The sequence below is a fragment of the Segetibacter sp. 3557_3 genome (genome assembly GCF_004354985.1).
Taxonomy (GTDB): domain Bacteria; phylum Bacteroidota; class Bacteroidia; order Chitinophagales; family Chitinophagaceae; genus Segetibacter.
The window spans coordinates 45,027-69,506 of sequence record NZ_SMSK01000018.1; the positions used below are offsets into that span (position 1 = coordinate 45,027).

At 40.5% G+C, this 24,480-nt stretch carries 19 protein-coding genes; 1 reads left to right on the forward strand and 18 read right to left on the reverse strand.

The window, feature by feature from the left end; all coding sequences use genetic code 11:
• Window positions 1-161: 161 nt before the first annotated feature.
• The 17 genes from EXU57_RS20775 to EXU57_RS20855 form a co-directional block, all read right to left on the reverse strand.
• The gene (locus EXU57_RS20775) at window positions 162-719 is read right to left on the reverse strand and encodes an archaeosortase/exosortase family protein (protein WP_165958225.1); all 558 of its coding nucleotides are present in this window, start codon (window positions 717-719) and stop codon (window positions 162-164) included.
• A 23-nt stretch (window positions 720-742) separates the two neighbouring features.
• On the reverse strand, window positions 743-976 hold the full coding sequence (locus EXU57_RS20780; protein WP_133270185.1) for a PID-CTERM protein-sorting domain-containing protein: 234 nt from the start codon (window positions 974-976) through the stop codon (window positions 743-745).
• Between the two features lie 141 nt (window positions 977-1,117).
• A complete protein-coding gene (locus EXU57_RS20785) occupies window positions 1,118-2,197 on the reverse strand; it encodes a glycosyltransferase (RefSeq protein WP_133270186.1) in 1,080 nt (359 codons plus the stop codon).
• Between the two features lie 675 nt (window positions 2,198-2,872).
• Window positions 2,873-4,021, reverse strand: a complete 1,149-nt coding sequence (locus EXU57_RS20790) for a glycosyltransferase family 4 protein (protein WP_133270187.1) — start codon at window positions 4,019-4,021, stop codon at window positions 2,873-2,875.
• 214 nt (window positions 4,022-4,235) lie between these two features.
• Entirely contained in the window at window positions 4,236-5,204 is a 969-nt protein-coding gene (locus EXU57_RS20795; protein ID WP_133270188.1) for a hypothetical protein, read from the reverse strand.
• A gap of 282 nt (window positions 5,205-5,486) precedes the next feature.
• Window positions 5,487-6,386: a beta-1,6-N-acetylglucosaminyltransferase gene (locus EXU57_RS20800; RefSeq protein WP_133270189.1), complete on the reverse strand. Its 900-nt coding sequence runs from the start codon at window positions 6,384-6,386 to the stop codon at window positions 5,487-5,489.
• A gap of 206 nt (window positions 6,387-6,592) precedes the next feature.
• A complete protein-coding gene (locus EXU57_RS20805) occupies window positions 6,593-7,546 on the reverse strand; it encodes a glycosyltransferase family 2 protein (RefSeq protein WP_165958226.1) in 954 nt (317 codons plus the stop codon).
• A 369-nt stretch (window positions 7,547-7,915) separates the two neighbouring features.
• Window positions 7,916-9,055, reverse strand: coding sequence for a glycosyltransferase family 4 protein (locus EXU57_RS20810; protein WP_133270191.1), 1,140 nt, complete (start codon window positions 9,053-9,055; stop codon window positions 7,916-7,918).
• On the reverse strand, window positions 9,052-9,876 hold the full coding sequence (locus EXU57_RS20815) for a glycosyltransferase family 2 protein (RefSeq protein ID WP_133270192.1): 825 nt from the start codon (window positions 9,874-9,876) through the stop codon (window positions 9,052-9,054). The genes EXU57_RS20810 and EXU57_RS20815 overlap by 4 nt, the downstream gene beginning before the upstream one ends.
• Window positions 9,876-10,733 (reverse strand): DUF5672 family protein, encoded by an 858-nt coding sequence (locus tag EXU57_RS20820; protein ID WP_133270193.1) that lies wholly within the window; start codon window positions 10,731-10,733, stop codon window positions 9,876-9,878. The genes EXU57_RS20815 and EXU57_RS20820 overlap by 1 nt, the downstream gene beginning before the upstream one ends.
• Window positions 10,726-11,721 (reverse strand): glycosyl transferase, encoded by a 996-nt coding sequence (locus tag EXU57_RS20825; RefSeq protein WP_133270194.1) that lies wholly within the window; start codon window positions 11,719-11,721, stop codon window positions 10,726-10,728. The genes EXU57_RS20820 and EXU57_RS20825 overlap by 8 nt, the downstream gene beginning before the upstream one ends.
• A 182-nt stretch (window positions 11,722-11,903) precedes the next feature.
• Window positions 11,904-12,473, reverse strand: coding sequence for a DapH/DapD/GlmU-related protein (locus EXU57_RS20830; RefSeq protein ID WP_165958227.1), 570 nt, complete (start codon window positions 12,471-12,473; stop codon window positions 11,904-11,906).
• The gene (locus tag EXU57_RS20835) at window positions 12,470-13,729 is read right to left on the reverse strand and encodes an ABC transporter ATP-binding protein (RefSeq protein WP_133270196.1); all 1,260 of its coding nucleotides are present in this window, start codon (window positions 13,727-13,729) and stop codon (window positions 12,470-12,472) included. Before EXU57_RS20835 ends, EXU57_RS20830 begins: the two co-directional genes overlap by 4 nt.
• A gap of 258 nt (window positions 13,730-13,987) precedes the next feature.
• Window positions 13,988-14,884, reverse strand: a complete 897-nt coding sequence (locus EXU57_RS20840) for an ABC transporter permease (RefSeq protein WP_243745677.1) — start codon at window positions 14,882-14,884, stop codon at window positions 13,988-13,990.
• Between the two features lie 258 nt (window positions 14,885-15,142).
• Entirely contained in the window at window positions 15,143-17,485 is a 2,343-nt protein-coding gene (locus EXU57_RS20845; RefSeq protein WP_133270197.1) for a GumC family protein, read from the reverse strand.
• Window positions 17,486-17,487: 2 nt separating this feature from the next.
• Complete coding sequence (locus tag EXU57_RS20850) at window positions 17,488-18,270, reverse strand: polysaccharide biosynthesis/export family protein (RefSeq protein WP_133270198.1); 783 nt, start codon at window positions 18,268-18,270, stop codon at window positions 17,488-17,490.
• A 1,189-nt stretch (window positions 18,271-19,459) separates the two neighbouring features.
• Complete coding sequence (locus EXU57_RS20855; RefSeq protein ID WP_133270199.1) at window positions 19,460-20,830, reverse strand: undecaprenyl-phosphate glucose phosphotransferase; 1,371 nt, start codon at window positions 20,828-20,830, stop codon at window positions 19,460-19,462.
• Between the two features lie 1,254 nt (window positions 20,831-22,084).
• Between EXU57_RS20855 and EXU57_RS20860 the strand changes: the two genes are divergently transcribed.
• Window positions 22,085-23,446, forward strand: a complete 1,362-nt coding sequence (locus EXU57_RS20860; protein WP_165958228.1) for an exopolysaccharide biosynthesis polyprenyl glycosylphosphotransferase — start codon at window positions 22,085-22,087, stop codon at window positions 23,444-23,446.
• 416 nt (window positions 23,447-23,862) lie between these two features.
• Here EXU57_RS20860 and EXU57_RS20865 read toward each other — a convergent pair whose 3' ends face one another.
• Window positions 23,863-24,465: a porin family protein gene (locus EXU57_RS20865; protein WP_133270201.1), complete on the reverse strand. Its 603-nt coding sequence runs from the start codon at window positions 24,463-24,465 to the stop codon at window positions 23,863-23,865.
• Between the last annotated feature and the right edge of the window lie 15 nt (window positions 24,466-24,480).

Sequence of the window (24,480 nt, forward strand, 5' to 3'; positions counted from 1 at the left end):
CTTCCGGATGCAGTAGGTATTGACGGTGTAGGTACTGTACATATTCATAGTTACCGCCAAAGCTATTAATGTTATATATAACAAGGTTCATAGAATATAGGCCTGTACAGGGCAAAAATGGATGGATAATCCGATTTGACCGGCAGGTCAAAAGCCTTTCGTTAGAGATCGGTTGTAGTGGACAGGTGCACTCTACTCAGCGCTCCTGTCCCTTGCATTATTCCCGAGTACCGGTTCAGCCAAACTGACCAAAGTACAAAGATTAACGAGTAAGCTATGATGTTAAAAAGATAGTGGTGATTAAAAGAAAGCGAACGGTAATCGTAAACGGCATTAAGTGCAAGCGCTGAAATTCTTACCAGGTTCAGAACATGAATGATCATTATGCCAACAGGGATAAACCAAACCTTTTTAGCAGCGGATCCCGGTAAGGCAATGATCAAACCGGCAAACTGTGCAAACAATACAAGACCATTACAGGGATGGTCAACAAAAACAACATCAAGCCCATTGACGTTCACAATGGTGCCTTTTAAAAAAGCCTTATACCCAAGTAAATTGATCAGCACATTGCTACCCTTAGCAGACTGCAGTGTAAGCCATGGGTCCAGCCGGTGAATGAACGGGTTAAGTATTTGCCAACCAATTACGAGAGCAGAAAAGATAACAACAAACCGGGTAACGGCTTGTATTTGTTCACGTTTTACACCAGTTGACATCCGCATCTTACTTCTAATTTGCCCTACTTCGATTGATTGGGCTTATTGTACAATTTCTTAATGGCATATACACCACCGGCAATCAGCAGCGCGGTTGCTCCACCGTCAAACGGAACGGAATTCGGAATATTTTTACCGTGTGCATTGCTTTGCACCGGAATTTTTTCCTTATTGCATTGAGCGGTTGCCGTATTATTATAGGCAGCTAGTAAACAAGAACAAACCACAACTTTGCCTAAAAAACGCAAGGATATCATAAAAATTATTTTCAAGATAGACGTGATTGTAAGCCAGAACGTTGCATACCAGCAAAAAGTATCCTTGCCTGCTAATATAAAATGTAACGAACAGTTAGCAAGTAAACAGTTGCTGAAGGATATCATGGATCAATGCACCTCTCAGGCTGGTTCAAGGCTGCGGATGTTGGCCGCCGGTGAAGCCAATCGTTTCTTCAATGCCTTTGCTTCTTCCTTTTGCAAGTCGCTTGAATATAGATATCCTGTAAGGTAGCCTTTAATGTAGCTAAACCTGGTGGCGTCAAGTAAGTAAAAGCCATAAACGTAAGTCGGGAAATCGTACTTTTTAGATCTAAATCGAAGCCAACAGCTCGTGTACGAGATATATGACCGCATGCCTGCTGCTAAAGGTAATAGCAGTAGAAAGTATATCAGGTCCAGCTTTCCCGCGATTGAAAGCACAAGAAAAGTTGTAAAAAGGGTGAAAAACAGATACCGTAGAATTAGTTCGATGCTATTTTTTAAAAAATTACGCGAATTCACCCTGGCCTCTCCGTCTCCAAGCCCATACCGCTGAGCCTCTTTAATGTAGCCAATGCCTTTCTGATGCCTTCCCCAATAAACAAAAGGCTCATCCACGATTTGTATCCGGTAGCCATGTGCCTTTAGCTCTTTACCAAAAACAAGGTCGTCGGCGGCAAGCGTCAGCCATTCGCAGTAACCCCCGATAGCAGTAAATACTTCACGTTTGTAAGCAATAGATCGTGACGAAGGAATAAACCATGGTGCGTTGACGTCTATGCTATAACCATTCGACATAATGTAAGCAGCCTTGGCTGCCTTCGTACTGATATCAGATTCGATTACAGTAAATGATCCTCCAACTACATCTACATCGGGATCCCGGAAAGGTGTGATTAAAGACCGGAGCCAATCTTTGTGAAACCTACATCCAAAGTCGGTGCTTGCAATTAGATCGTAACTGGCTGCCCGGATAGCCAGGTTTCTTCCTTCCGCTACATTGCACTTTGGCTTCAAGATAATGTGAATGGGAATAAGTGAGCTTCTCTTCCACTCTTCAAGGATCTCAAAGGTTCCGTCGGTACTACCAGCATCGGTGATAATAATCTCTGCTGGCTGAAGTGTTTGCGAATTCAGGTCAGCAATAGTTTGCTTGAGCCTTTTTGATTCGTTGAAGACAGTAGAGACTAAAGTAAACTGGAAATGTCCAATATTCAACATACTTGTTGTTTAAAAAAGACTTAAGTGATTCCGAACAATCTCAACTACCATTGGCTTGTTCGAAAGCACAGGAATTGGCATGCTAAACATAGACAACGTGCATTATTAAGCTATCATTTGGAATTTCAATGCATCAGCTTGACGAAACAAAAATGTGCTTACCGTATCTCATACTAAATCTCAGCTGGCTTTCATTCCAAAATACATAAGTATAGCATCCCCGTATATTAATTGCGTCTTCTCTTAGACCTGTTTCATAAACCTACACTAAAGAAGTAACAAATAAAACTTGAGAGAAGATTAGAGCAAGGCGACATCTTTGAGTTCAGAGAAGATTAATAAATAAAATTTTTGTTACGTACAAGGGGTTATTACATATTAGAAGATGGTTAAACCATAATCAATCAATTCCATTTTCATTTGATCATTCTAATGAACAAGTGAGGCCTAGTTTGATAGTTATCTTACATCTGGCATCACCAGGGTCTTGTGAATATTCGAAGGTATTGAACTGTGTATCTTCTAGCTCCTCGACAACTTGCGAAGGTACTCACATCTTGTATCATCATAGAGGAAAGCACACATTGATCGTTATAATTTGATGACTTTTAAATCGTTAATGCTGATTGAATTACTGGCCAACAATATAAAGTTATTGAAGTACATAAACACTTTTCAGGCACACTTGCTTATTCCATCAACAGCCTTCTTAATATCAAGAAGTATCTTGCTTTTGTTGAAAGTTGTTCTTACTTCAGATTGAATCTTTAAAGAACATGCTTCCCGAAGTTTATGGTTGTTTTTTAATTCAAAGATGGCATCCACGATCTCACTTATGCTTAGGTAGCTTGCTTCCAGTCCTCCACCATTCTTTACAATTTCATTGGTACGTCCTGACCCTTTGAAACAAACGACGGGAATACCGAGCGCGCCCATTTCAAGAACCACCAGCGGGTTTGGGTCTTCTCTGGAAAGAAGGAGCTGAAGTTGAAATTGTGAATAAATTGGAAGAGGGTTCCGCGTAGGGGGAACGAACTCAAGAATATCCGACAATTCTGCCTTCTGATAATCGAAATTGTAGGAAATGTTTTCTGAATCGTCGGTGTTATACCCGACGCAATAAAACTTTATGTCGAAGCTGCCTGCTCTTTTTTTTGTCTCTTGCGCTACTTGCAGCAATAAATCCGTCCCTTTCCTCCATCCAGGATAGCCTGAACAACCAACTTTAAATACTGACGGTTCTTGTCGATGTGTAGGTTTCCATTCTTCAATCATGCCGAACTCTGGAATTAGGCTAATCTTATTTGCCGGAATCTGGTAGTCCCTAACAAGTGTTGCTTTCGACTCTTCACAAACAGCGATGAAGCTGTCTACAAACTTGATACCTTGAGTAAACTTTAAACCACAATGATGTTTAAGAATAAACGCCATTTCATGGATGTGCATTACTACAGGTGAATCAACTGGCTGCAGAGAGGAAAGAAGGTAACCGCTAACTCCGGTATTACAGTAAATCACGTCAGCTTTTAACGATTTTAATCGCCAAGCTATCTGCAACCGCCATAGACTTCTCAAGCAGAGATTCCAAAGAAACTTCAGTGGAAAGCGGACTAGCTTCTTTCTATATTTATTAAAATTCAGGGTGTACAGGTAAATCTTGCCCAGCTTTTTGTACTCTGGTTCTAGAATTCCACCTGCCTCCACAAAGAAGAAACATTCCCATCCCTGCGCTTTAAAAAATTTGGCGATCTCAAGTAATAATAAAGGCGCACCGGTTCTTCCAAAATCGTTACCAATAAATAATATTTGTTTTTTGAGCTTCATTAAGTTAAAGTAGGGTGTCAAATACGTCAATTACAAAATACCGAGTGGAAGTAATCTAAAGAAAGAGATTGTCAAAGTAATTTCACGAATGTTAGATAAACATTTCGAAATTGGTTCAGAAAATCTCAATTTTATAAAGTTAGTTTACACCTCATCGACTCGCATCTGATTTGATTAGGGAGTGGAATTCACGGCAATTTTCAGTCAAGCCCTTTTACCAGTAACATCCACCTTCTATTTGCTGAAAATTCTGGGGAATCTCTTCAGCCAACGGATTAACCCAGTACTCATTGAAGAAAGACTTCTCGGGGTGATGATTTTCCCACCTCTTCCCCTTAATCCCAAAAAGTATCTGAGTTGTGCCTCCAATATTAATAGCCTTTTTCCCCATTCTTTTGATAAAAGCGGCTAAAGGAAAGCCATATGCACCACAACCTAAAATTGCAATGTCAAAATCTTTTTTCAAAATCTGTTCTTCCATGTACTGCAAAGCATCGAACCAGTCAGAAAATGGCGTTTCGTTTTGAGCGATAGATTGAACAGCTTTAACTGTCAACAATTCAAAAGCGGGCAGGATTCTTTTATCAGGGAAAAGCATTTCCCTTTTAAGAAACTGTTGTCGAATACTTTTTTCATAAGGATGAACAATAAGCACCTTTTTTTCTTCCAACACACTACTCCAAGGATCTTTATAGTTCCATGGCGCAAAAGCACCTAGTTTTACTTTGTTGGCATTTGGCATAAATGGAAGGAAATGCTCCTCTCCTTTTAACCAAGATCCTAAAACGTCAAGCTCCGCCATGTCCTCAATCATTTTCTCACAAAAACGATGAAGATTTTCCGAAGTTGGATTAATGAATCCGGCATTGTTGCCCATGTATTTTGATATTCCTTTGTCCCACCAAAACGGAAACATGTCGCCTTTGATATAATCGTATGATTTCTTAAGAAAGCCACCTTTATCTGTGATAGCATGATAATGTAACAAGCAGTTTAATTCAACGTTGCCGAATCGAGCAATCATACATGGATTATCTCCAGCTAACTTCTCCTTTATTAAATTGTAAGCATCTCGATCACTTAGTTCAACAAGACTTTCACTATATCCAACTTTCTCTGTAGTTGAGAGTTTGGCATTAATTCGGTTTAATGACTTTAGTATTAGAATTGAAATCTTATCCATTGTAAACTGTAATGAAAGTATGTGAGATCTATGATTTATTTTTTCTTACACCTTTTATAAAAAATTGGCTATGCCGTTTAATCCAGCGTTTACCCCGAACACATACAGTAAGTCATTTCTGCTCTTGCCTAAAATCAAACATATTCGACGAGTTGAATTCAAAATCGACATTATACTTCGTTTATTATTCAAGAGAGTACGAAATCTTTTGAATAATCAAAACAAGCATCTTTTCCCTTTTGCTTGATAGCCAAAGCTATTTAGTGCGTGTAACAGGTTTTGTTAGAGTAGCATTCTCTCTATTTCATCTACTAAGGTCTTAGACTCGGGATATCTTAATTTCCTCGCCCAGATGCCATCAGTGTTTTTAATTTCAGGGAAATGTCGCTTGGTAAGCCAGTTAGGACTCCAGTTTACTGCATTGTTCCAATCAATAAACCTGTAATTATTGAAATTGATTTTAAGATCCGGCTGGTTTGCAAGAAAAGTTTGGATAATGGTCTCTTGTGGACAAGGGTGCATATTTGGATTCGCTATGATATACCTGTGATAAAATTGGATCAGGTCGGATATTAATGAATCTTCATTGACTAGTTTTAAAGCAGCGGTTTTGTTTAAAAAGAAATAGTTTGAACCATGATAATACTCATAGGTGCCGTTTAAAAAAGGGTTTCTTGCCACGGGTATTTTTCTACGCACATTTCTAAAAACGGGTTGTGCTTTTCTATTCAAAAAGGGGAGCCTAAACCAGAGTTGCTTTTCCATGTCTCGCAAAAGCCATTTGTCAAGTTCACCAAAATTGCCATCCTTGACCCGATGCATATCTATATACGCGTCGTCGACAGCATTATTGAAGAAAGTTTCAATTTCTTGTTTGCTTTTTATCGGAAAGCAGTTAGGGGTCAGGGTAATAAACCAATCAGGTGGTGCACTACTCTTGATCATTTGCCTTAAGCCTTCAATTGTCGCTAAAACATTATTAACATGTGACCAATACGTTTTGTAGTGTGGCTTGACAATTTCGATCTGCTGTTGTGAAATAAATTCCGCTGATAATGAAGACTGATTGAAGTCGTGATGAACGTATGTAATGGCATTAGAAAAACCACTTAAAAATGTCAGTAATTTAGTGTAAATCTCATCTGGTTCATTACAAGATAAAATTAAGAAACCTAATCTCATGGTATCTATTTAAAGCGGAAATACAAGTAAGTTCAGAAAAGATTTCGCAAATTCAATCAATTTGCTAGCATCAAAGTGGCAAATAAATTACCGTCACGGGACATGACTTAAGGACTGTTATAATAATTGATTAGCTTAGCTCATTTCTAGAGTTCAGTATATAGGATCGCTAGTTTGTAACTAATCGACCTCTAACTTGCGAACTTTCAAGTTAACTGTCGAACGTAATTTTCGAATACTTCTGGGTGCCGGTGGAGTACCCCGTGCATTTTCTGCCATGAAGTTCCAGTTTGAAGCTGACCATATTTTCGTTTCACCTCGTATACATATCTAAAGAACCAGTCTGTTCTTGTTAACTTTACTTCAGGTCTGACCCCAAATTTCTTAACAAAGTGAAACCGTGAAGCAGCCAGGCTAGCCTTAAACATTAATCTACTTGACCAAGCTGACTTGAAGTCAATTCCTTTTTCGATAATGTCTCTCGCTTTTAAGCCATCAATCCATTTGCCTTCATCAGAAACGTGCATGTCCGTTATTTGATTCTGGTGTTGCCGGTATATCACACAGCTATCATTTTCGTGGTGATAATTTTTTGCGAGTTTAGCAATTCGGAACCAAAATTCGTAATCTTCATGAGGCATTAAGTCTTCACGCCATGGCCCTGCCTCAACTATCAAATCTTTTCTGAAGAGCACTGATTGGGTGATATTGCACCAGCCGCCTAAAACGTGGTCCGCTAAACGGCCATTTGGCATTGCGGAATATTGCATAATTACATCTACTTGTTTCCACTTGCCTGCATCATAAATTGCTTTCACCCATGGGCCGTACACGAAATCTGCGTTCTTCGAAATCAACAAATTACTTTGAACCTGCAACTTGTTAGAAGTCATGAGATCATCTGAGTCGAAAAATTGAATTAAATCTCCACTTGCCAGCCTCAACCCTGTGTTACGTGCTGCACCCGGTCCTACTCCTTCAGATTTAGTGAAAATCACTGAAGAATGATAAGTTTGTATTAGCTCAGTTAAATTATCGGATGATCCGTCGTCAACAACGATTATTTCATAGGGTTGCAAACTTTGGTGACGGATATTTTCTAAGGTTAGGTGTAATAATTTTGCCCTGTTCTTAACCGGAATAATCACTGATATTTTCAAAGTAAAAGTTAAAGGTGACAATAATGATTTAGACTCGCCTGTTTCGATTGTTTACTAGAGCAGGCAAACTTGCACGATTCTAGATGATTGTGTCTTTATTCACAGGCTTGTAAAACTGCAGCAACCCTGAAACATCCAAATATGTTTTGCAAAATGATGTTCTTGTTAAAATGCAGTTAGCAGAGCCTAGTCATTTAAGTTTATCCGCTTTTGCTCGCAGTGTTTCGAGGTTTGATATCGCCACTTTAGAAATTGGATATTCAAAGTTCTTGCGAATAATGCTTTGTAATCAGTTTCAAATGACTCAATGATTTTCGTAGATGATAAAGGTTTTTGTATGCCGAAGTTAAGATGCTCCTTTATGGCAAGTTACCATAAGTGTTCCCGCTCAATTTTGTTCATAAAAGTTTGATGAGGATTGAAATCTATTGTTTCAAGGATTTTTCTATTTGCTTTTTTCCCCATCTCTGCCCAACTGCTCTTTTGTTGCCAGGCGTTTTCGAGGGTCTTTCCAAATGGAGCAACAAAAAAGGAGGAAGCCAGGTAGCCATTTTCAAGGTCGTCTATCAACTCTCCATTTCCTGCCACATCTGAAGCTATTCCGATTCTTCCACACATCATTGCTTCTATCAAAGCAAGTGGCTTTCCTTCAGCAATCGACGGTAATAGCAACGCATGATTTTCCTTCCAAACAGCTTCAATTCCGGGAACATGTCCGTGAAACGTGACTTTACTATCCAGAGAATAGAAGCTGCAAAGATCTCTTAGGTAGTTTTCGTCGGGACCTGAGCCATAAAGATTTAAATGCCAGCTTCTTTCGCGCCACTTTTCCTGTTTGAAGATCTCCAGCAAAATGTCCTGGCCTTTGAAATTTGCCTCCAGTCGCGCTACTGACGCGAATTTAATTGGCTGTTCTTCCGCCGGATAGTCCAGGTACTTTAACTTGCTAATTTCAGGATGGTTACTGATTACTTCAGCATTAGGTAAGCGAACAGCTAACTGCTTTTCAGCAATCTCTTTATTTCTTTCAGATACGAAAGAAATCTTCTTTGCTTTCTTAAACAAGCTTCTCGCCTTTACAATATCGGCGTAGCTTAGAACCTCGTGGTCGGTATTGAAATGCGATATCAGGTAAAAAGGAAAGTTGCTGTGATGCAGTAAGTCGTTAATTGCGGGATGAAAAGGAGCACTATAAGTATGCACCTGGTTTACAACGATGCAGTCAGGCTTAAACTTCACAACTTCATCAAGGTTATAAGGCATCAACTTCCCCTTTACGTAACGTACGACAGCCGCCATTTTATTGCCCTTAACAAACGAATTCGGCATCTCTACGAACGTAGCATTTTGCTGCAGTTTCGCCAATGCAGGATGCAGACCATCCGTTTGAGCATAAACGACAACCTGGATCTCATGTCCGCGACTCACTGCATTTTCCGCCATCTTAACCCAAAGCACTTCACTTCCGCCGTACGTTTGTTGCAGCGTGGCAATAAATGTTATTCTCATCGTTGCAAAAACCTTTGCTTTGTAAACGCCAACATGTTATAAATACTTTTTGCCAGAACTTGCTTCCTGTAAGACCATAGCAACATTTCAGTCCAGCCAAGCAGAAGACTACCGTAGAGTATTTGATTAATCGCTTCCTGGTGCCTGTGGCTATCAAAAAAAGCGTTAAATCTTGACTTCTGCAGGGCTTTTGAAAACAAGCTCACTTTTTTGGATAAAAAACGAGTATCGACTACCCTCCCACTTAAGCCATTGTCATCAAAGATTGCTATCGGCAATGGTACGTAACGTATCTCAATGCTTTTATTTGAAAGTAAATTTATATTAAAAGCATAGTCCGCTGCAATTGGAAAACGCAAATCGAATTGACTAGTGCGAAATAACGCATCGCGATAGAAGATCGCTTGCTGGCAAACATTGGTGGTAAGGAATTTCTGCATTGAAAACCTTCCGTCGTATAATTTACCGCTTGCCTTAATGCGTACACTTCCATAAATTACTTGTGCCGTAGTTGACTCAAAATCAGGTTGTAACCGCTTGAGACATCCTTCTGTTAATTCGTCGTCACTTCCCAAGAAATATATCCATTTTCCTTTAGCTATTTTTAATCCTTTATTTAAAGCATCGTAAACGCCTCTATCTGGCTCGCTAACCCACTTAACGGCTGAATACCGTTTTACAATGTCAATGGTACCGTCTGACGAACCGCCATCTATTATAATGTGTTCAACTTCGAAAACATCCTGGTCAATCACGCTTTGAATGGCATTAGCTACGCAATGGGCGCTGTTGTAAGTTGCTGTAATAACAGTAATTAGCATCAGTGTGTTTCTTTAGCTTTGTCAGAAGAATGCACGACCTGGTCTGTTGAAAGTTCGTAGCCAAATCCTTCTATAAACGGACGCCAGAACTCTAGATTATAAGTCCACCATGCATGACATCCCATAGGCAATTGACCATTAGTTAACCCATAAAGGTATTCTGGCCTGGTTTCAAAGCTGAAGTGAAGGGCTTCATTTACCGGAGCTATTTTAAAGTCTGGAAAATAATTTGGAAACTCAAAACAAAAGAACCCATCTTCATAACCATTGCTATACCGCTGCACCGTGTAGTTCTCCCCAAATTGGTTCATTAACCACCTGTACGGAAACTTAAAATAAGCCTTTAGTAAGTGTCTCCTCCCTTTGTAATACTCGTTAGGTTTCTTAAAAAAAAGTACGGCGAGTTTGTCCTTGATCGTTTGTATGTTTCTAAGTGAAAAGCCTGAGTTTCCAACGCCAATTAACTTATTGCTGGTAATATTATTGAACCCTTCGAACCAGGGGGCTCCGATGTAGTCATAATCTTTCTTGCACCATTCTTCCACTTCATCCCTGAACACAAAAGCATCAAGCTCGTAGGTTAACAGATACTGATAATCGGCAAAGAGGTTATAGAAATACCGGCTTTTTTTAAGCTTGTTATAATAGATATAACTGGATTGCCATTTGGGATCTATCAGGATTGTTTTAAAATCAGGAACTTTATTACGGTATAACGTTAAATCTAATCCCTCGGGAGCTAAAACTTTAATGGGATATTTTCCCAGAATGCGAAAGCATTGCTGGAAAGATATCAACTCGTATGCGTTGGGTTTAGCACTATGAACCGGGATAACGACAACACAGCCACTACTCATATCCTCGTCTTAAGATGTTTGCTGAGCGGTTTACCCTTGAAGCAAGCTTTGACAGAATTGGTTTTTTCTGCTCCACTGTTATTTGAACGTTATCAAGTTGAGGAAAGTAAAAAACCTTTAGCTTTTTGATTTGTTCTATCCCATTTTCCTGCAACAATTTTCTATACTGATCGAACAAGGGAACCAGATCTGGTCTGCTATTGAAGTTATATCTTGTCAGGTAAGCACAAATTACATCGGGACGTTCGTACTTATAACTACTAAAGTGAAAAAAACGCAGCGGTTGTGTTGAGTTAACAGTGAACGTATTGCTGGTGACAGTCAGGTTTCTTTCGTGCAAATTCCAGTTGGCCATGTTGTAACCAACGTGGCTGAGGATATGATGATTAGGGTAGAAACAAGGAACGTAATTAATCCACAGCTGGTCATAAAACATGTTCTTGCTTTGATCGCAATAGCCATATTTTACCACACGATCATGCCACCAATTAAGAAAGCCATTTACGCTGGAATAATTGCTTAGTGCAATAAACCCTAAATTGAAAATGCCACCGCCAAGTGTATGAAAGTCGGATGGGGCATAGTCATCGTCTATAGGGCTGCAAATATGAGGTGTTAAAACAATATTTTTCTCCGCTAAAGTATTTATTACTTCTTCAAACCGGCTTGTAACCAGGATATCCGGGTCTAAATAAATTACCTTATCTGCATTATACTTTTTAAAAAGGTAATGAAAGTATGCCGGTTTTACGCTCGTGTTCAGTTCAGTGATGTTATACTTAGAAAGTAGCTCCGGAAACTCCGACATGGATAATTCTTCAACCAAGACGAACTCGATGTTCTTAAAGAATTTATAGTCGAAGTCATCATCAAATTTATCCACCAGGCCTATGATAAACTTTGCCTCCGGGTGATGCTGTAAAAAAGAGTCACCTAATGTTTTGGCGTGCGCCAGGTAATTATTAGAACAAATTGTAAATGCAATCATGAAAGATTTTTTACCTGATGTTTAGTGAACCGGATCCAATTCTTGCTGTTCGTAGCGAACGTGAAATGGCGCCATAGTTATATATGTATACTTTGAAATAGGGTACAAGACAGCACAAAAACGTTTGATTAATTCCTTGCGGATTGACTTGGGGTTGCGCAATTAAAAACCCTAACGACAAGTTACTGCAATGCCTTAAGAACCTTACACGGTATACCACCGGCAACGCAATTTGGAGGGATACTTTTTGTAACAACAGCATTTGCTCCTATAATCGCGTTTTTACCGATTGTTACACCGTGTAGGATAGAAACGCCCTCTCCAATCCAAACGTTATCTTCTATAATTACAGGCCCTTTTGAAAATAATTGCCTGGCAATCGGCGGCAATTTTAATGCCTCGGTATTTATTTCTCCATGCGAATGATCAGATATAAATATCCTGCTTGCCAGGAGTACATTGTTTCCAATCTGAACTTTATCTATACAGCCAATATGTACATCTGAGTTGAAACACACGTTATCACCGATAGATAACTGTGGAGAGTAATTGGTTCCTGCGTAACTGTCCCAGGCTTCTAAACGCAGGTTATGTAGCGAAGAGAAATTCTGCCCGATCTTCATATACTTCGGATTCTTTATAAAAAACAGGGGCGCAACTGAACTGCCGGCGCCTAGTGCGGCAAAGGTCAATTTTTCAAATGAGGTCTTTGCAAATCCAAACTTAGCTAGTAGTTGTTTTAGCAGCATCATGAACTTGCGCTTCCGTAAGAAAATTTTAAAGGCTCTGAGATAATGCCGAGCCATTTTTCGTCAAGCGGCGACTGAAAATCACTGAGTACCTGCAATTTCTTTTTTGATACCCATTGACAAATGATCTCCTCTTTACTTACTACTGCAATGTCTATTTCATAATGACCATGCTTAACCGGGAACCGAAAGTCGAAATCAATATTGTAGCTTCCTTCATCCAGGTCGAAGAAAGTGCCCCCATTATCCCTGCTGTTGCATGAATAGATCAGTTCTCCCCTGTTATCCCTTAATACCAGGCCAATTTCTACTCCTTCTATTTTCGAATTTGTTGTAAAATCAAAATTTAGATGGCACTGGTTCCTGCTGAACATCGCTGTGTCATTAACACCATTAAGCAATTTCCACGAACTGAAAAATGCTCTTTTACTTTTGAGGCTACTAATGTCAAGGTCGTCTGAGTCCGACATATCACCAAGGTAGTACTCGTTCACTACGTCGTTGATATCTCCGGCAACAACAACTTTTCCATGTTTGAGCATGATGCCGCTGTTACAAAGATTTTTAATTGCCGACATGTTGTGGCTGACAAAAAGCACGGTGCGCCCTTCGCCCTGGCTTACCTGGTTCATTTTTCCGAGGCACTTTTTTTGAAATTCTGCATCACCTACAGCAAGCACCTCATCAACGATTAATATTTCGCTTTCCAGGTGCGCAGCAACGGCAAAGGCCAACCGCACATACATTCCGGATGAATAGCGTTTTACAGGAGTGTCAATGTATCGTTCCACACCTGAAAAGTTGACGATCTCATCAAACTTGCGAACGATCTCTTTTTTTCGCATGCCGAGAATTGCGCCATTTAGAAAGATGTTTTCACGACCTGTAAGTTCCGGGTGGAACCCAGTGCCTACTTCAAGTAAACTGGCAATCCTGCCTTTGATTTTAATGCCGCCAGTAGTGGGGGAAGTTACTTTGCTCAGTATTTTAAGTAAGGTACTTTTACCTGCACCATTGCGGCCAATGATACCAACCGCATCACCTTCTTTTATTTTGAAGTTGATGTCTTTGAGACTCCAAACAATATTGCTTGAACCTTTGGTGCTCCGGTCGTTTGTTTCACCGATCTTCAGGTAAGGATCTTCTTTTCCCCTTTTAAGTGTCCACCACCGATGGATATCGCTGGTTATTGTACCAGTCGAAAATTCGCCAAGCTGGTATGCCTTTGAAATATTGTCTGCCTTTATTGCCAGGGCCATTAGTTATAATTATTTGTTGTTCTGATGAAACCTAACTAAAATGTTACTTCTATTTTGTTCGCCTCTATAATCGGTATTTTCCGGAGCCTGCATTTCTGGGAAATGCGGCCATTTGCAGGAGCGCCGCGGAGTGATTTGCAGTACAAGAGTGCGACGCAACGATGTACCATCGAAGCCGTTAGACCGGCCCATAAAAGCTGTAAGTTGTAATTTAATGTTACCCCCATTTGCCGTCGGGAGTCTGATCAATTAATGCCGCTATACAGTATCTACAAAGTTCTTTTCTACTTTATTGAAAATCACAAGTCCGAAAATGAAAACAACAAGTGAGACAATAGTACTATATAGAAACGCTTGCAGGTAGAACTCGCCTTTACCCAGGAAACCATAGCGAAAGGTTTCAATCAGGCCGCTTAGTGGATTTAACGACAGTATAAACCGGTAGTCTTCGGGTGCGGAGGATAAGGGATATATTACGGGTGTCGCATACATTAATAGCTGTATACCAAATGTTACCAGGAACGCCAGGTCACGATATTTTGTAGTCATTGCCGTAATGATGAGCCCGGAACCAAGCCCAAGTAAAGCCATCAATAGCATGATTATAGGGAAAAGCAGGAGCGTGATATTAGGTTCGATGGCTGCTCCTTTAAATAGATAATAACAGAATATAACGATAAACAACAGGAATTGAACTCCAAACCTTACAAGGTTCGAAACGACAATGCTCATCGGCATGATCAATCTTGGAAAGTACACCTTGCCAAAGATGCTTGCATTATCTCTAAATACTGTGCTGGTTTTACTAAAGCAGTCTGCAAAATAATTCCACGCAATAATTCCCGATAAGTAAAACAGCGGTGCCGGGCTACCATCTGTGCTAAACCCGCCCATTTTATTAAAGATAAATGTAAATAGAACCGTGGTAAATATCGGCTGTATAAAAAACCACAAAGGACCGAAAATGGTTTGCTTATAAAATGAAACAAAATCTCTTCTTACCAGCAATAGAAGTAAGTCGCGGTAATTCCAAACGTCTTTTAGGTGCAGGTCGAAAAGGTTGCTTTGGGGTTTAATTTCTGAATCCCAAACCTGTTCGTCTGCCGGGGTATCGGCAGGTATTGAGTTGATCATTGAAAGTTCTACTTTATGCATTTAAGTTATGCTGTCGTTTAGTTTAGCTCCCGAATATATCCGGACGAATTTGGAAGATGCCAATTAAGTGCTATTGTGCCAGCGTATACACTGGGGAACAAGGATGTGATAACTTTTACATATTTTTTTTATAGGAACAAAGATGTTACGGACCTTTATTTCCCTGCAAATAGGTTAGTTCGTCAAGTTTTTCTGCCTGCACCGTTTGAGTGATTCCGGTTAACATGCATTGTTGATGTTTAGGCTAATCTGGAGGATTTACGACACAGCACTCTTTTTCCAAAATGATTTCTTTAACGAACTGGTGCCATTTCCGGAAAAGCCGTAGTCTGCCCCGTAGCCATAATAAGATTGTTTGCCAGGTGATCTAACGTCATTCAAGATCAGCAGTATTTCGGGCATGTCACGTAGTTTGGCGACATCTTTAAGTAACTCCATTTTCTTCTTAGGCGTGAAACCCTGTCGAACCACGAAAATGATAGTATCGGCATATTTACTTAAGATATACCCGTCGCTAACCAGCCCGATTGGTGCTGAATCAATGATGATGTATTCATACTCACGCCTTAATCTTTGCAATAGTGCCGGCATACCCTCGTGAAGCAGTAGGTCTGATGGGTTTCCTGTCGTTATCCTGGCTGTGTAGGCATGAAGAGACGGGATTTCGCCCGATGGTTCATGAAGAGCCTTGAGATCAGTTGTATGGCCTAAAACAAAATCGGTCAGATTCTTTGTTGATTGGGTTTCGGCAGCTTTGCGCATGTCGAAGTTTATCAGGGCTACCTTTTTACCAGGGATAGCGAGCACGCCCGCGAGATGAAGCGCAACAAATGATTTTCCTTCATTGCTTTGGGACGAAGTAATTAATAACACTTTCTTGTCGACATTTCGTTGTAAGAGGGACAGCCTGGTCCGGATGATTCTAAATTGTTCACCGATAACGTCGCGGTTGAGCAGCGATACCCCTTTAATCAGCTTTTTAGAGACATGATTGGTTTCGCCCAATATGGGTATCGAAGTGCGGCTGGCAAGGTCGTTTTTAGTTAAAATTTTATCGTTAAGCATACCGCGGACTCCGATGATAACAATAGGTATTAGCAAGCCTGCGAGAACCCCCATTATCCAAATCTTTTTGTTATTAGGCTCAACCGGCCCATAACCTTTGGCCTTATCCATTTGCTTATACCCCGGCTTGTTTACTGCTGCGCTCGAGATTGCAAACTCTTCTCTTTTTTGTAGAAGGTATAAGTAGAGTCCTTCAGTAATGCTTTGTTTTCTCTTGATGTCCTGTAGCGCTTTTTCTTTGTAAGGAAGCACTGATAGCGTTTGTTGATATTTGTTGTTTTGCTGGCGAAGGCCTGACTCCTTTAACCTAAGGTTCTCTCCTATATTTTGCAGGCTCTCCAGGATACTCGCGCGCACACTACTTATTTGATTATTAAGATCTTTCATGATCTCGTTTTCTTCCTGGAGATATGGGGCTTCCTTCTCCTTTCTTATTTGCAATTCGTTATAGTGGCTGATCATTGATGATAGTGTACCGTCGCTCAATCCAAGTGTAGACGGGACCAATTTGTTGCGGTATGTTGGATTATTCAGGTAACGGGAAATCATGTCAACAACTCCTTTTTGGTTGTTTATGTCGAGAAGATCTTTATCAACAGCGTTGGTATTTGAAAACGTTGCTGACGATTGATCCTCCAGACTTGAAACCCGGTTTGCACTTTGGTAATTTGCAAGGTTTCCTTCAACTCCGCCAAGGTCGGCAGCGACTACGCCCAAACGATCGTCGATGAATTTCACCGTTACATCCGCAAGTTTTGCCTTTTCTTCCATACTTGCCTGGATATACTCAGTACATATAGAATTTAGGAGATCCTGGCCTTTATAGAGGTTTTCTACAAGCATACTAAGTTCGATAATGCTTGTTTTGTTATCCAACATCCCCACATAGAGCCGACGCTGCAAATCGTCTGCAAAGGCATCAATGGGATTCCAGACCGCCCGGTAAGTTATGGATTGACCAGGTAAACGAGTTGTTTGTACAAGTCTGAAAGTTTGATTGCCAATTGTAAAAGGACTACTCCATTGAAACTTTCTAAATTTTGCATCAGCACTGGCAGGTGCAATCATGCCGCCCTCGCGGGTGAGATCTTTGACGAGGATGTTAAAAGCATTATTGCTGTCTTTAATTTCATGTGGTACAAGTCTGAAGGGCACATCAAGATAAACGTCGAGGTCTAAAACGTTGCCAACTTTGTAATACACAATATTGAAGGCGCTTTTGGAAACAACTCTTTCCATCAGTTCCACAGACTTAAGTAACTGCAACTCATTCTCAAGGTTCATGTTAGCTCCTTTGAGTGCAGTTTCAATAAGGTCACCTGAGTTTGAAGCGCCTGACCGGTCCGTTTTAACCAACATTTGGGCGTTGACCTTATACTTTGGTATCGTGTACCTGATATATAAAGCTGCCGTACCAAGGCTGAGGATCAGCGCTATAATAAAAAGAGGATAGTTGCTGATATATTTCTGAAGGTGATCCCGGATCGTTGGTCCATCAGCCGTCTCTACAACATTTTCCGCGTTATTTTCCGTCATTGTCAATTGAAAAAAGTCGATATTAAATAAATAAGTGTAGTCGCAACAGAAAGGACAGTCATTGCGATCTGGAGTCCTGACTGTCCATCTGTTTTCCGGTTCATCTGCCTGAGTTTTTTATCCGTTGAACCAACATAAACAATATCATTTTGCCTTAACTGGTATGCCGGAGATTGAAATAGACTTCCACTACGAAGGTCTATTGTATAGGCGTTCCGCCTGCCATTTTCTTCCCTGATGATCATAACGTCGTGCCTTTTTCCCGCTATCGTGAGGTCTCCCGCTGCACTTATTGCATCAATTATAGTGACCCTTTCTTTTGCGAAACTCTTTATTCCGGGAGCACTTACCTCTCCCAAAACGTTCACCTTAACGTCGGCAAAGCGCACCAGAACTGCCGGGGACTTAATATAAACTGAAAGCTTATCAACAATGCTTTGTTGCAGTTGAGCCCTGGTAAGACCCGCCGCCGGCACATCACCGAGTACCGCGATTTCAACCATTCCATTATTGTTTACAACATAGCCCAGGGATCCGGCATTTGCAAGGTTGTACATTGCCGTTTGCTCCTGGTTGGGTGTTTTACTGTATATCTGGATGCTGAGGCCGTCGTTTGGTTGGATCACGAGGTCCTGCAATTTTACCTGGCCCATACTGTCAAGCCCTCTTTGAAAGTAGATGCTTTCTTTGTTAATTTCTTTCGAAGACCTGCATGAGAAAAACAGGAAGGAGCAAATGAATAATGAGGTGGTTATAAGATGCTTTATGGGATTACGTGGGATCATAAGTAGTTGTTATATTCCAATTCTTTATTGATAATTGTAGGCGGACTTAAACGTTTTATACGGCTTCGCCGACCCTCAGTCCCACTTGCTGATGAATAATCAATTGTTCTTTGCATAACAATAATATGCAATCAAGGGAAAGCAGATCGTTTTTGGCGGTGACTTTTGAAGGTATTATCAGAACGATAATCGGTTAAAAATAGTGTCCGGAGAGCAGGATCATTCCAAACCCGGGATAAGATAGTCTGTTTTTAAGCACGCATGATATAAACAATTCAAAGACTTTCAATTCCAATCGTTAGATACATCGGCATCTTGTGTTCAATGCTTTTGTACGGTGAAGAACTAACTGCACTATCGCTGACTCCTCAAGCCCAGGGTTAATTAAAACTCGGGATGTAACCCTCGAGACTGTTCAAGATAGACTCAATTGTACTATCCTATGATGAATTTATATATTCAAAGGATGCATGATCAACCCGAGCAGATCATTTAGTGGGTATTCAAGGCCTCTTTTTATTCGAAACAACATAAGGTACCCGCTCCGCCCTAATAAACATCGTGTTGATGAGGTTTTTATGGATGCAATACGGATAATTATCTTCGGGAGATCTCCTGTTTTAACGCCTGGCTCCTGATTTAAATAGCCTGCAATGTGTTTATTATTAAGCCATAACATGTAGACAATTTGCATCAAAAAGAGTCCGCCATGTGAAACTATTACCCCACTTTTAATTACCCCGTAGTTCTACGAGGTCAGTACAAAGCAAAATCTGGTATTTCTACTAAATATCGCCTTAGTAAAGGTATGTAAAAGAGCTTAAATCTGATCTCGCATATGGCATTGGTTTTGAGGATATTGTACTACCCATTTGTAAAAAGGAGTACACATTAGCTAATTTGACCTTAACGACTACTTGCCACTATGATCCTCTATATCTTATTATTACTTTGCGTTTCTGCCTCAATAACTTACCTATACATTAGTCTTCAAAACGCGAGATTGAGAAGAAGCTACAAGAACCATGTACCTTATAATCAATCCTTGCTTAATTAGCCGATAATCGCCTGTCGACATTGATCGACCTGTATTTTTTGCACCATGCGGTGGCTGTACTTTTATGCACAGTTAGGCAGTGATCCGAGTTCTGTTTTTCCCTCTGGGCATATAACCCGAATAAACACCTAATCAGTAGGCATTTTCATCATGTAGAAAACTTTTGAACACCGTTAACACGATGATCTTTAAATCGAGCCACATACTCCAGTGCTCCATATAATAGATGTCGTACTCTATCCTTTTTAGTAATTGTTCCTTCTCCCGTATCTCACCCCTATAGCCATTAATTTGGGCATATCCCGTAACTCCGGGGTATACATAGTGCCGAACCATATAGTCCGACAGAATTTTTGAATACTCCTCGGTATGCCTGAGCATATGGGGGCGCGGTCCCACTACAGACATCCAGCCCTGCAATACATTGAAAAACTGGGGAAGCTCATCGATGTTAGTCTTCCTTAAGAACTTACCGAGCCGTGTATATCGTTTGTCATCCTTTGTAACCTGGACTTTATCTGCATCACCATTCACTTTCAAGGTTCTGAACTTAAAACACAGGAAAGGAACGTTATTCTTACCCGAGCGCATTTGCGTAAAAAATACAGGTCCTCTGGAGTCCAGTTTGATCAACAGGGCAATTAGTGGCACTAGCCAGGATAGCACTAACAAGATCACCACAGAGCTAAATACAATGTCAAAAAGGCGTTTTTTTATACGATTGTCGACTTCTTCCAAAGGCTCAGTTCTCAATGAAAGTATAGGCACATCGCTGGCAAAATCGACATGATAATTGCGCTGGAGGAATATTCTGAAATCAGGAACGTATTTAAACCGAATGAAACCGTTCTCAGCCGCCTGCGCCAACTCATAGATACGATCATCAGCTTCGGGAGAGATACTGCAATAAATTTCGTCAATCTCATTTTCAAGGGCATAACCAAGGCAGTTGTTGAGGCGACCCAGGTATTGTTCGTGCGGGGTAGACAGTGTGTCGTAAACGTCAAAATAGCCATGCACCGCTGCTGCATTATTGAGGCTGAAATGGCGGGCTAATTTCTTAGTGATGTCGTTATAACCGATGAAGACAATTTTTTTCTGCTGCTGGTATCGGTTTGAAAAGAAGAATGCGGTGCCGACATACATCATGCGGCTAATAAAGATGATCGTGCCGAATCCTGAAAAGAAAATTATGGTAAATATTCGGGAGTAGTGGTTATTGGAAAAGTAGATAAATAGCAACGTGAGGAAGAAATACAAAGAAAAAGTATAAAAAGACTTTCTAAAAAAATGATGTGTGCTACGATGTTTCCCGCGATAAAGTCCGAAGAAGTAGCTACTGATGATCCAGTTGATATTTGTTGCTACAAAGAGCAACATGTATGGATACGATTGTTCAACCCTGTCGAGGGTTAGCAGCAGGCCTGTGATAATAACATTCTGGGCCAAAAGGTCGTGCACTGCGAAAGAAAGCCTGAAATAGGTTTGAGACCGGCTCTTCATAACTTAGAGACTTAAGCTAATTAAGGGTAAAAACTTGGCTTCGTAAAAGATGGATTAAAATCGAAGTGCCGGTTTTCTCAAGAGATATCAGTAATGTAGACGCCTATGGTTTACCTAAAATAGGGCAAAAGATTGAAATTGGCGACCAATCGTAATGGTTTTCTATGGAAGACATCATGATTTTCATACCACTTCCAGTAGAGGATGATGGGTATTGCTGAAGAGTATTCGTATTTTAAGCTGTAGGGGAAGCCTTAGAACGAATACATTACGAAGGTAAAAAGTTGAAACCTGTAAATCCTCTAATTGATCAGGTGTATTTAATCATCGGCTTTCACTACAATTATCCGGGATCATTTAAACATTCCAACTTATGTCTCCAAAAGCCAAATATATATATTAATATTAAACTCCATGTTCCCGGGTAGCGATTTAATTGATCTTTAAGCGAGCGTTCCTGTGTAAACACAAGTAAATCCACCCTCGAATAACTGTTGGACAGCGTGTACAATCCCGGCGATGATGACGGATGAACTACTTAAAAGTTCAAAAGAAGGACCTTTCCTAATGAGCTCTAAGAATCTTAAAACTCCGGAAGATCGATCTAAACACGAACTTTATTCGTTTGTTTCATTGGTTACCCCGGTGATTATTGATATTGTGGGCTGTGCTATTGCAGCCAATAGACATATTGTTTCGTCTATACCTTTTGAGAGTATACTTAGTAAGATCCATGTAATTAGGACCGACTGAAGCGAAAAACCGTTTACTCAAGCAAGTTCGAGTTATCTGGAGCGAGTTAACTGAAGTCATACAGTTCGGATTTCAACTTTTGTTTTAAGAAAAGAATGCGCGGAGACGTAAACAAGTTTAATAATATACCCGTGTATATGTAGAGGATGTTTTGGTTGGTATAGGTTACTGCTCAACTTGAACACCTGGTGAGTATATTGTCATTGCCTTTCGTAAAGGATTGCAGCTGATACAACTCAGCTTGAGTCAATGCTGCCCGGAATAAACAGCTAAGTCTATAGGGTTGGCCGGCTTAACTGTGAATGGTTCCGTAACAAGCGGTCTAAATAGTTCCTGAAAAAGTTGTACAGCCATTCATCAGCTTATTGAGCGGCTTAAACCGCATTGTAGAAAAAATTCCAATACCCTTCAATTTATTATAGATTGTAGCAATACGCTGCATTATCCTGGTTCGGTGTTGACCATATTGGCAATTCCTCACCAAATACCATTAAAATGTTTATGAAACGCGATGCTAATTTTTTCAGGTATTCCTTTGCCTTATTTGATGTTTTAGTTATTAACCTGATTGCATTTTCGCTTATCGTGTTTATGGGAAGTGTTCAGCTAACCTATGGAATCATATTCTTTTTGTTTGCAAATAATATTGCCTGGCTGGTGAGTTCGTACTTTACTGCGCTCTACGTTGAAAAATACACCAGAATACACCGTTTTTTAAGGAGGTCCTTACAATGCTTTGCTATACATTTTGCCGTAATGCAGACTGTTATATTCTTTTCAGGGTATGACCTTTCAAGACTATTTGTGCTATTTAATCTTACGGGATTACTGATCGTTATTTTGACCAGCAGGATTCTAATTTTTCAGGGCAGCCAATTTTTATCAAGCCAGCCCAGGTTTAATAAAAAGGTCATTTTGCTGGGGTACAATCAATCAGGTGTGCGATTGGCCGATTACCTTTCCAAACTACCAAATATTAGCATTCAGGGTTATTTCGATGATAATTCAAACACCCCACCACATTTATGGCTTGGGGAGGTTTCGGCTGCACTGGATTATGCCATTTCGAATGAAATAGATGAAATTTACTCGACTTTAGTTCCCGAAAAGAACGCCATAATCCAGGATCTTGCACTAAAAGCGGAGCGAAATTTTATTCGATTTAAGTTCATCCCGGAATTCAGGATGTTTGTTGATAGAAAAATTTATATCGAGTTCGCCAGGGATATGCCCATTGTTTCCTTACGACGGGAGCCACTGGAAGAAATTGGAAACCGCATCAGGAAAAGCTGCTTTGACAAGGTGTTTAGTTTGCTGGTAATTTTGCTGGTACTGTCGTGGCTCGTTCCTTTACTGGCGTTGATTATTAAGCTAGACTCCCGTGGACCGGTATTTTTTAAACAGCTCCGGTCAGGCAAAAACAATATTCCTTTTTTGTGTTTTAAATTCCGCAGCCTGCACGTAAACAAAGATGCAGACAATATACAGGTTTCAAAAGGGGACCAACGTTTTACCCGTGTGGGAAAATTTCTAAGGAAGTCGAACCTGGATGAACTCCCGCAATTTTTTAATGTACTGCGTGGTGATATGTCTGTTGTTGGACCACGGCCGCATATGTTGAAGCATACGGAAGAGTACTCCAAACAAATAGGGGAGTACATGATCCGTCACTACATCAAACCAGGTATCACCGGGCTTGCCCAAATCCAGGGATACCGTGGCGAGATTACCAACCCTGAAGAGCTGAGCGGCAGGATAAAACTCGATATACGCTACCTGGAGAACTGGAGTATGTGGTACGACTTCGTTATAGTAGTACTGACCGTGTATCGAACGATTACCGGCGACAAAAAAGCATTCTGATCCTTTCCTGGCCTACAAAACCCTAAGAATACTTGGCCAAATTTCTAACCGCTTTTCTGTTCATTATCGTCATATAAACCAAAACTGTTAGGGGTGAAGCGATCCAGGCACTTGCTAAGGTGATGAACATAGAATATGATTTTGGATTAACAGTTTCCAGAACGCCTACGTAAACAGATTATTGCATAAGACCAGACTTTTTTTAAACTTTTTTGTATTCGGCTGATAAGTGAATGTTTGTCGCGGCAAGGCCTGCGCCGATTGTTCCTGAAAAATTAACTTGCATCTGTATTCCGGCAAATCAAACGATCAGGAGGCTGCGAAATCATTTGATTATACGACGAGAACAGCAGCACCCCTCTGCTTACCTATTAGCTCAAGGTGTCTCGAAGTTCCTTAGGAAGGATGGGATGATATTAAAACCGGAAGGTTCCTGTGACCTGAATAAGTTCATATTTAAATTCAATGGTATTGGAGCGCTGACCGATACCGACGTGATTTAGCCCATGAATGTATCTAAAATCCAGGCTGAGTGACTTATAAATATTGTATTCAAAACCACCGATTGCGGCAAAATTTCTTTCTTCTGTATCGTGGGTAATGTTTGCTTCACCTGCGATGGTCGTTCCTTTGGCATTTAATAAAAGGTCGAACTCCGGGCCGATGAATACGGACAGGGGTTTCGCAGGCCGGTATTTTAATAGTACAGGGAGGGATAAGTAGTTTGTTTTAAAGCTCCTGTCAGTTCCGGCTAACTCGCCACTCATTTGAACATAGCTGTATTCAGGTTGTAGCGCCAGTTGTGGAGATAGGGGTATGTCGAGGAAAACTCCTGCTATCACCCCGGTTTTCCACGCTGAAGCGATATGGCTCGCAGGACGGGGTTCACCCTTGTTAAAGTTCATATTGGAGCCACTTGCCCCTAATTTTACCCCATACTTGAAGTTCCTGGTAAAAGGTGCCTGTGCGGCTGCCTCAAGGGCAACAAGGACGAATAATAGCAGAATAAGTTTTTTCATATAACATGATTGTTG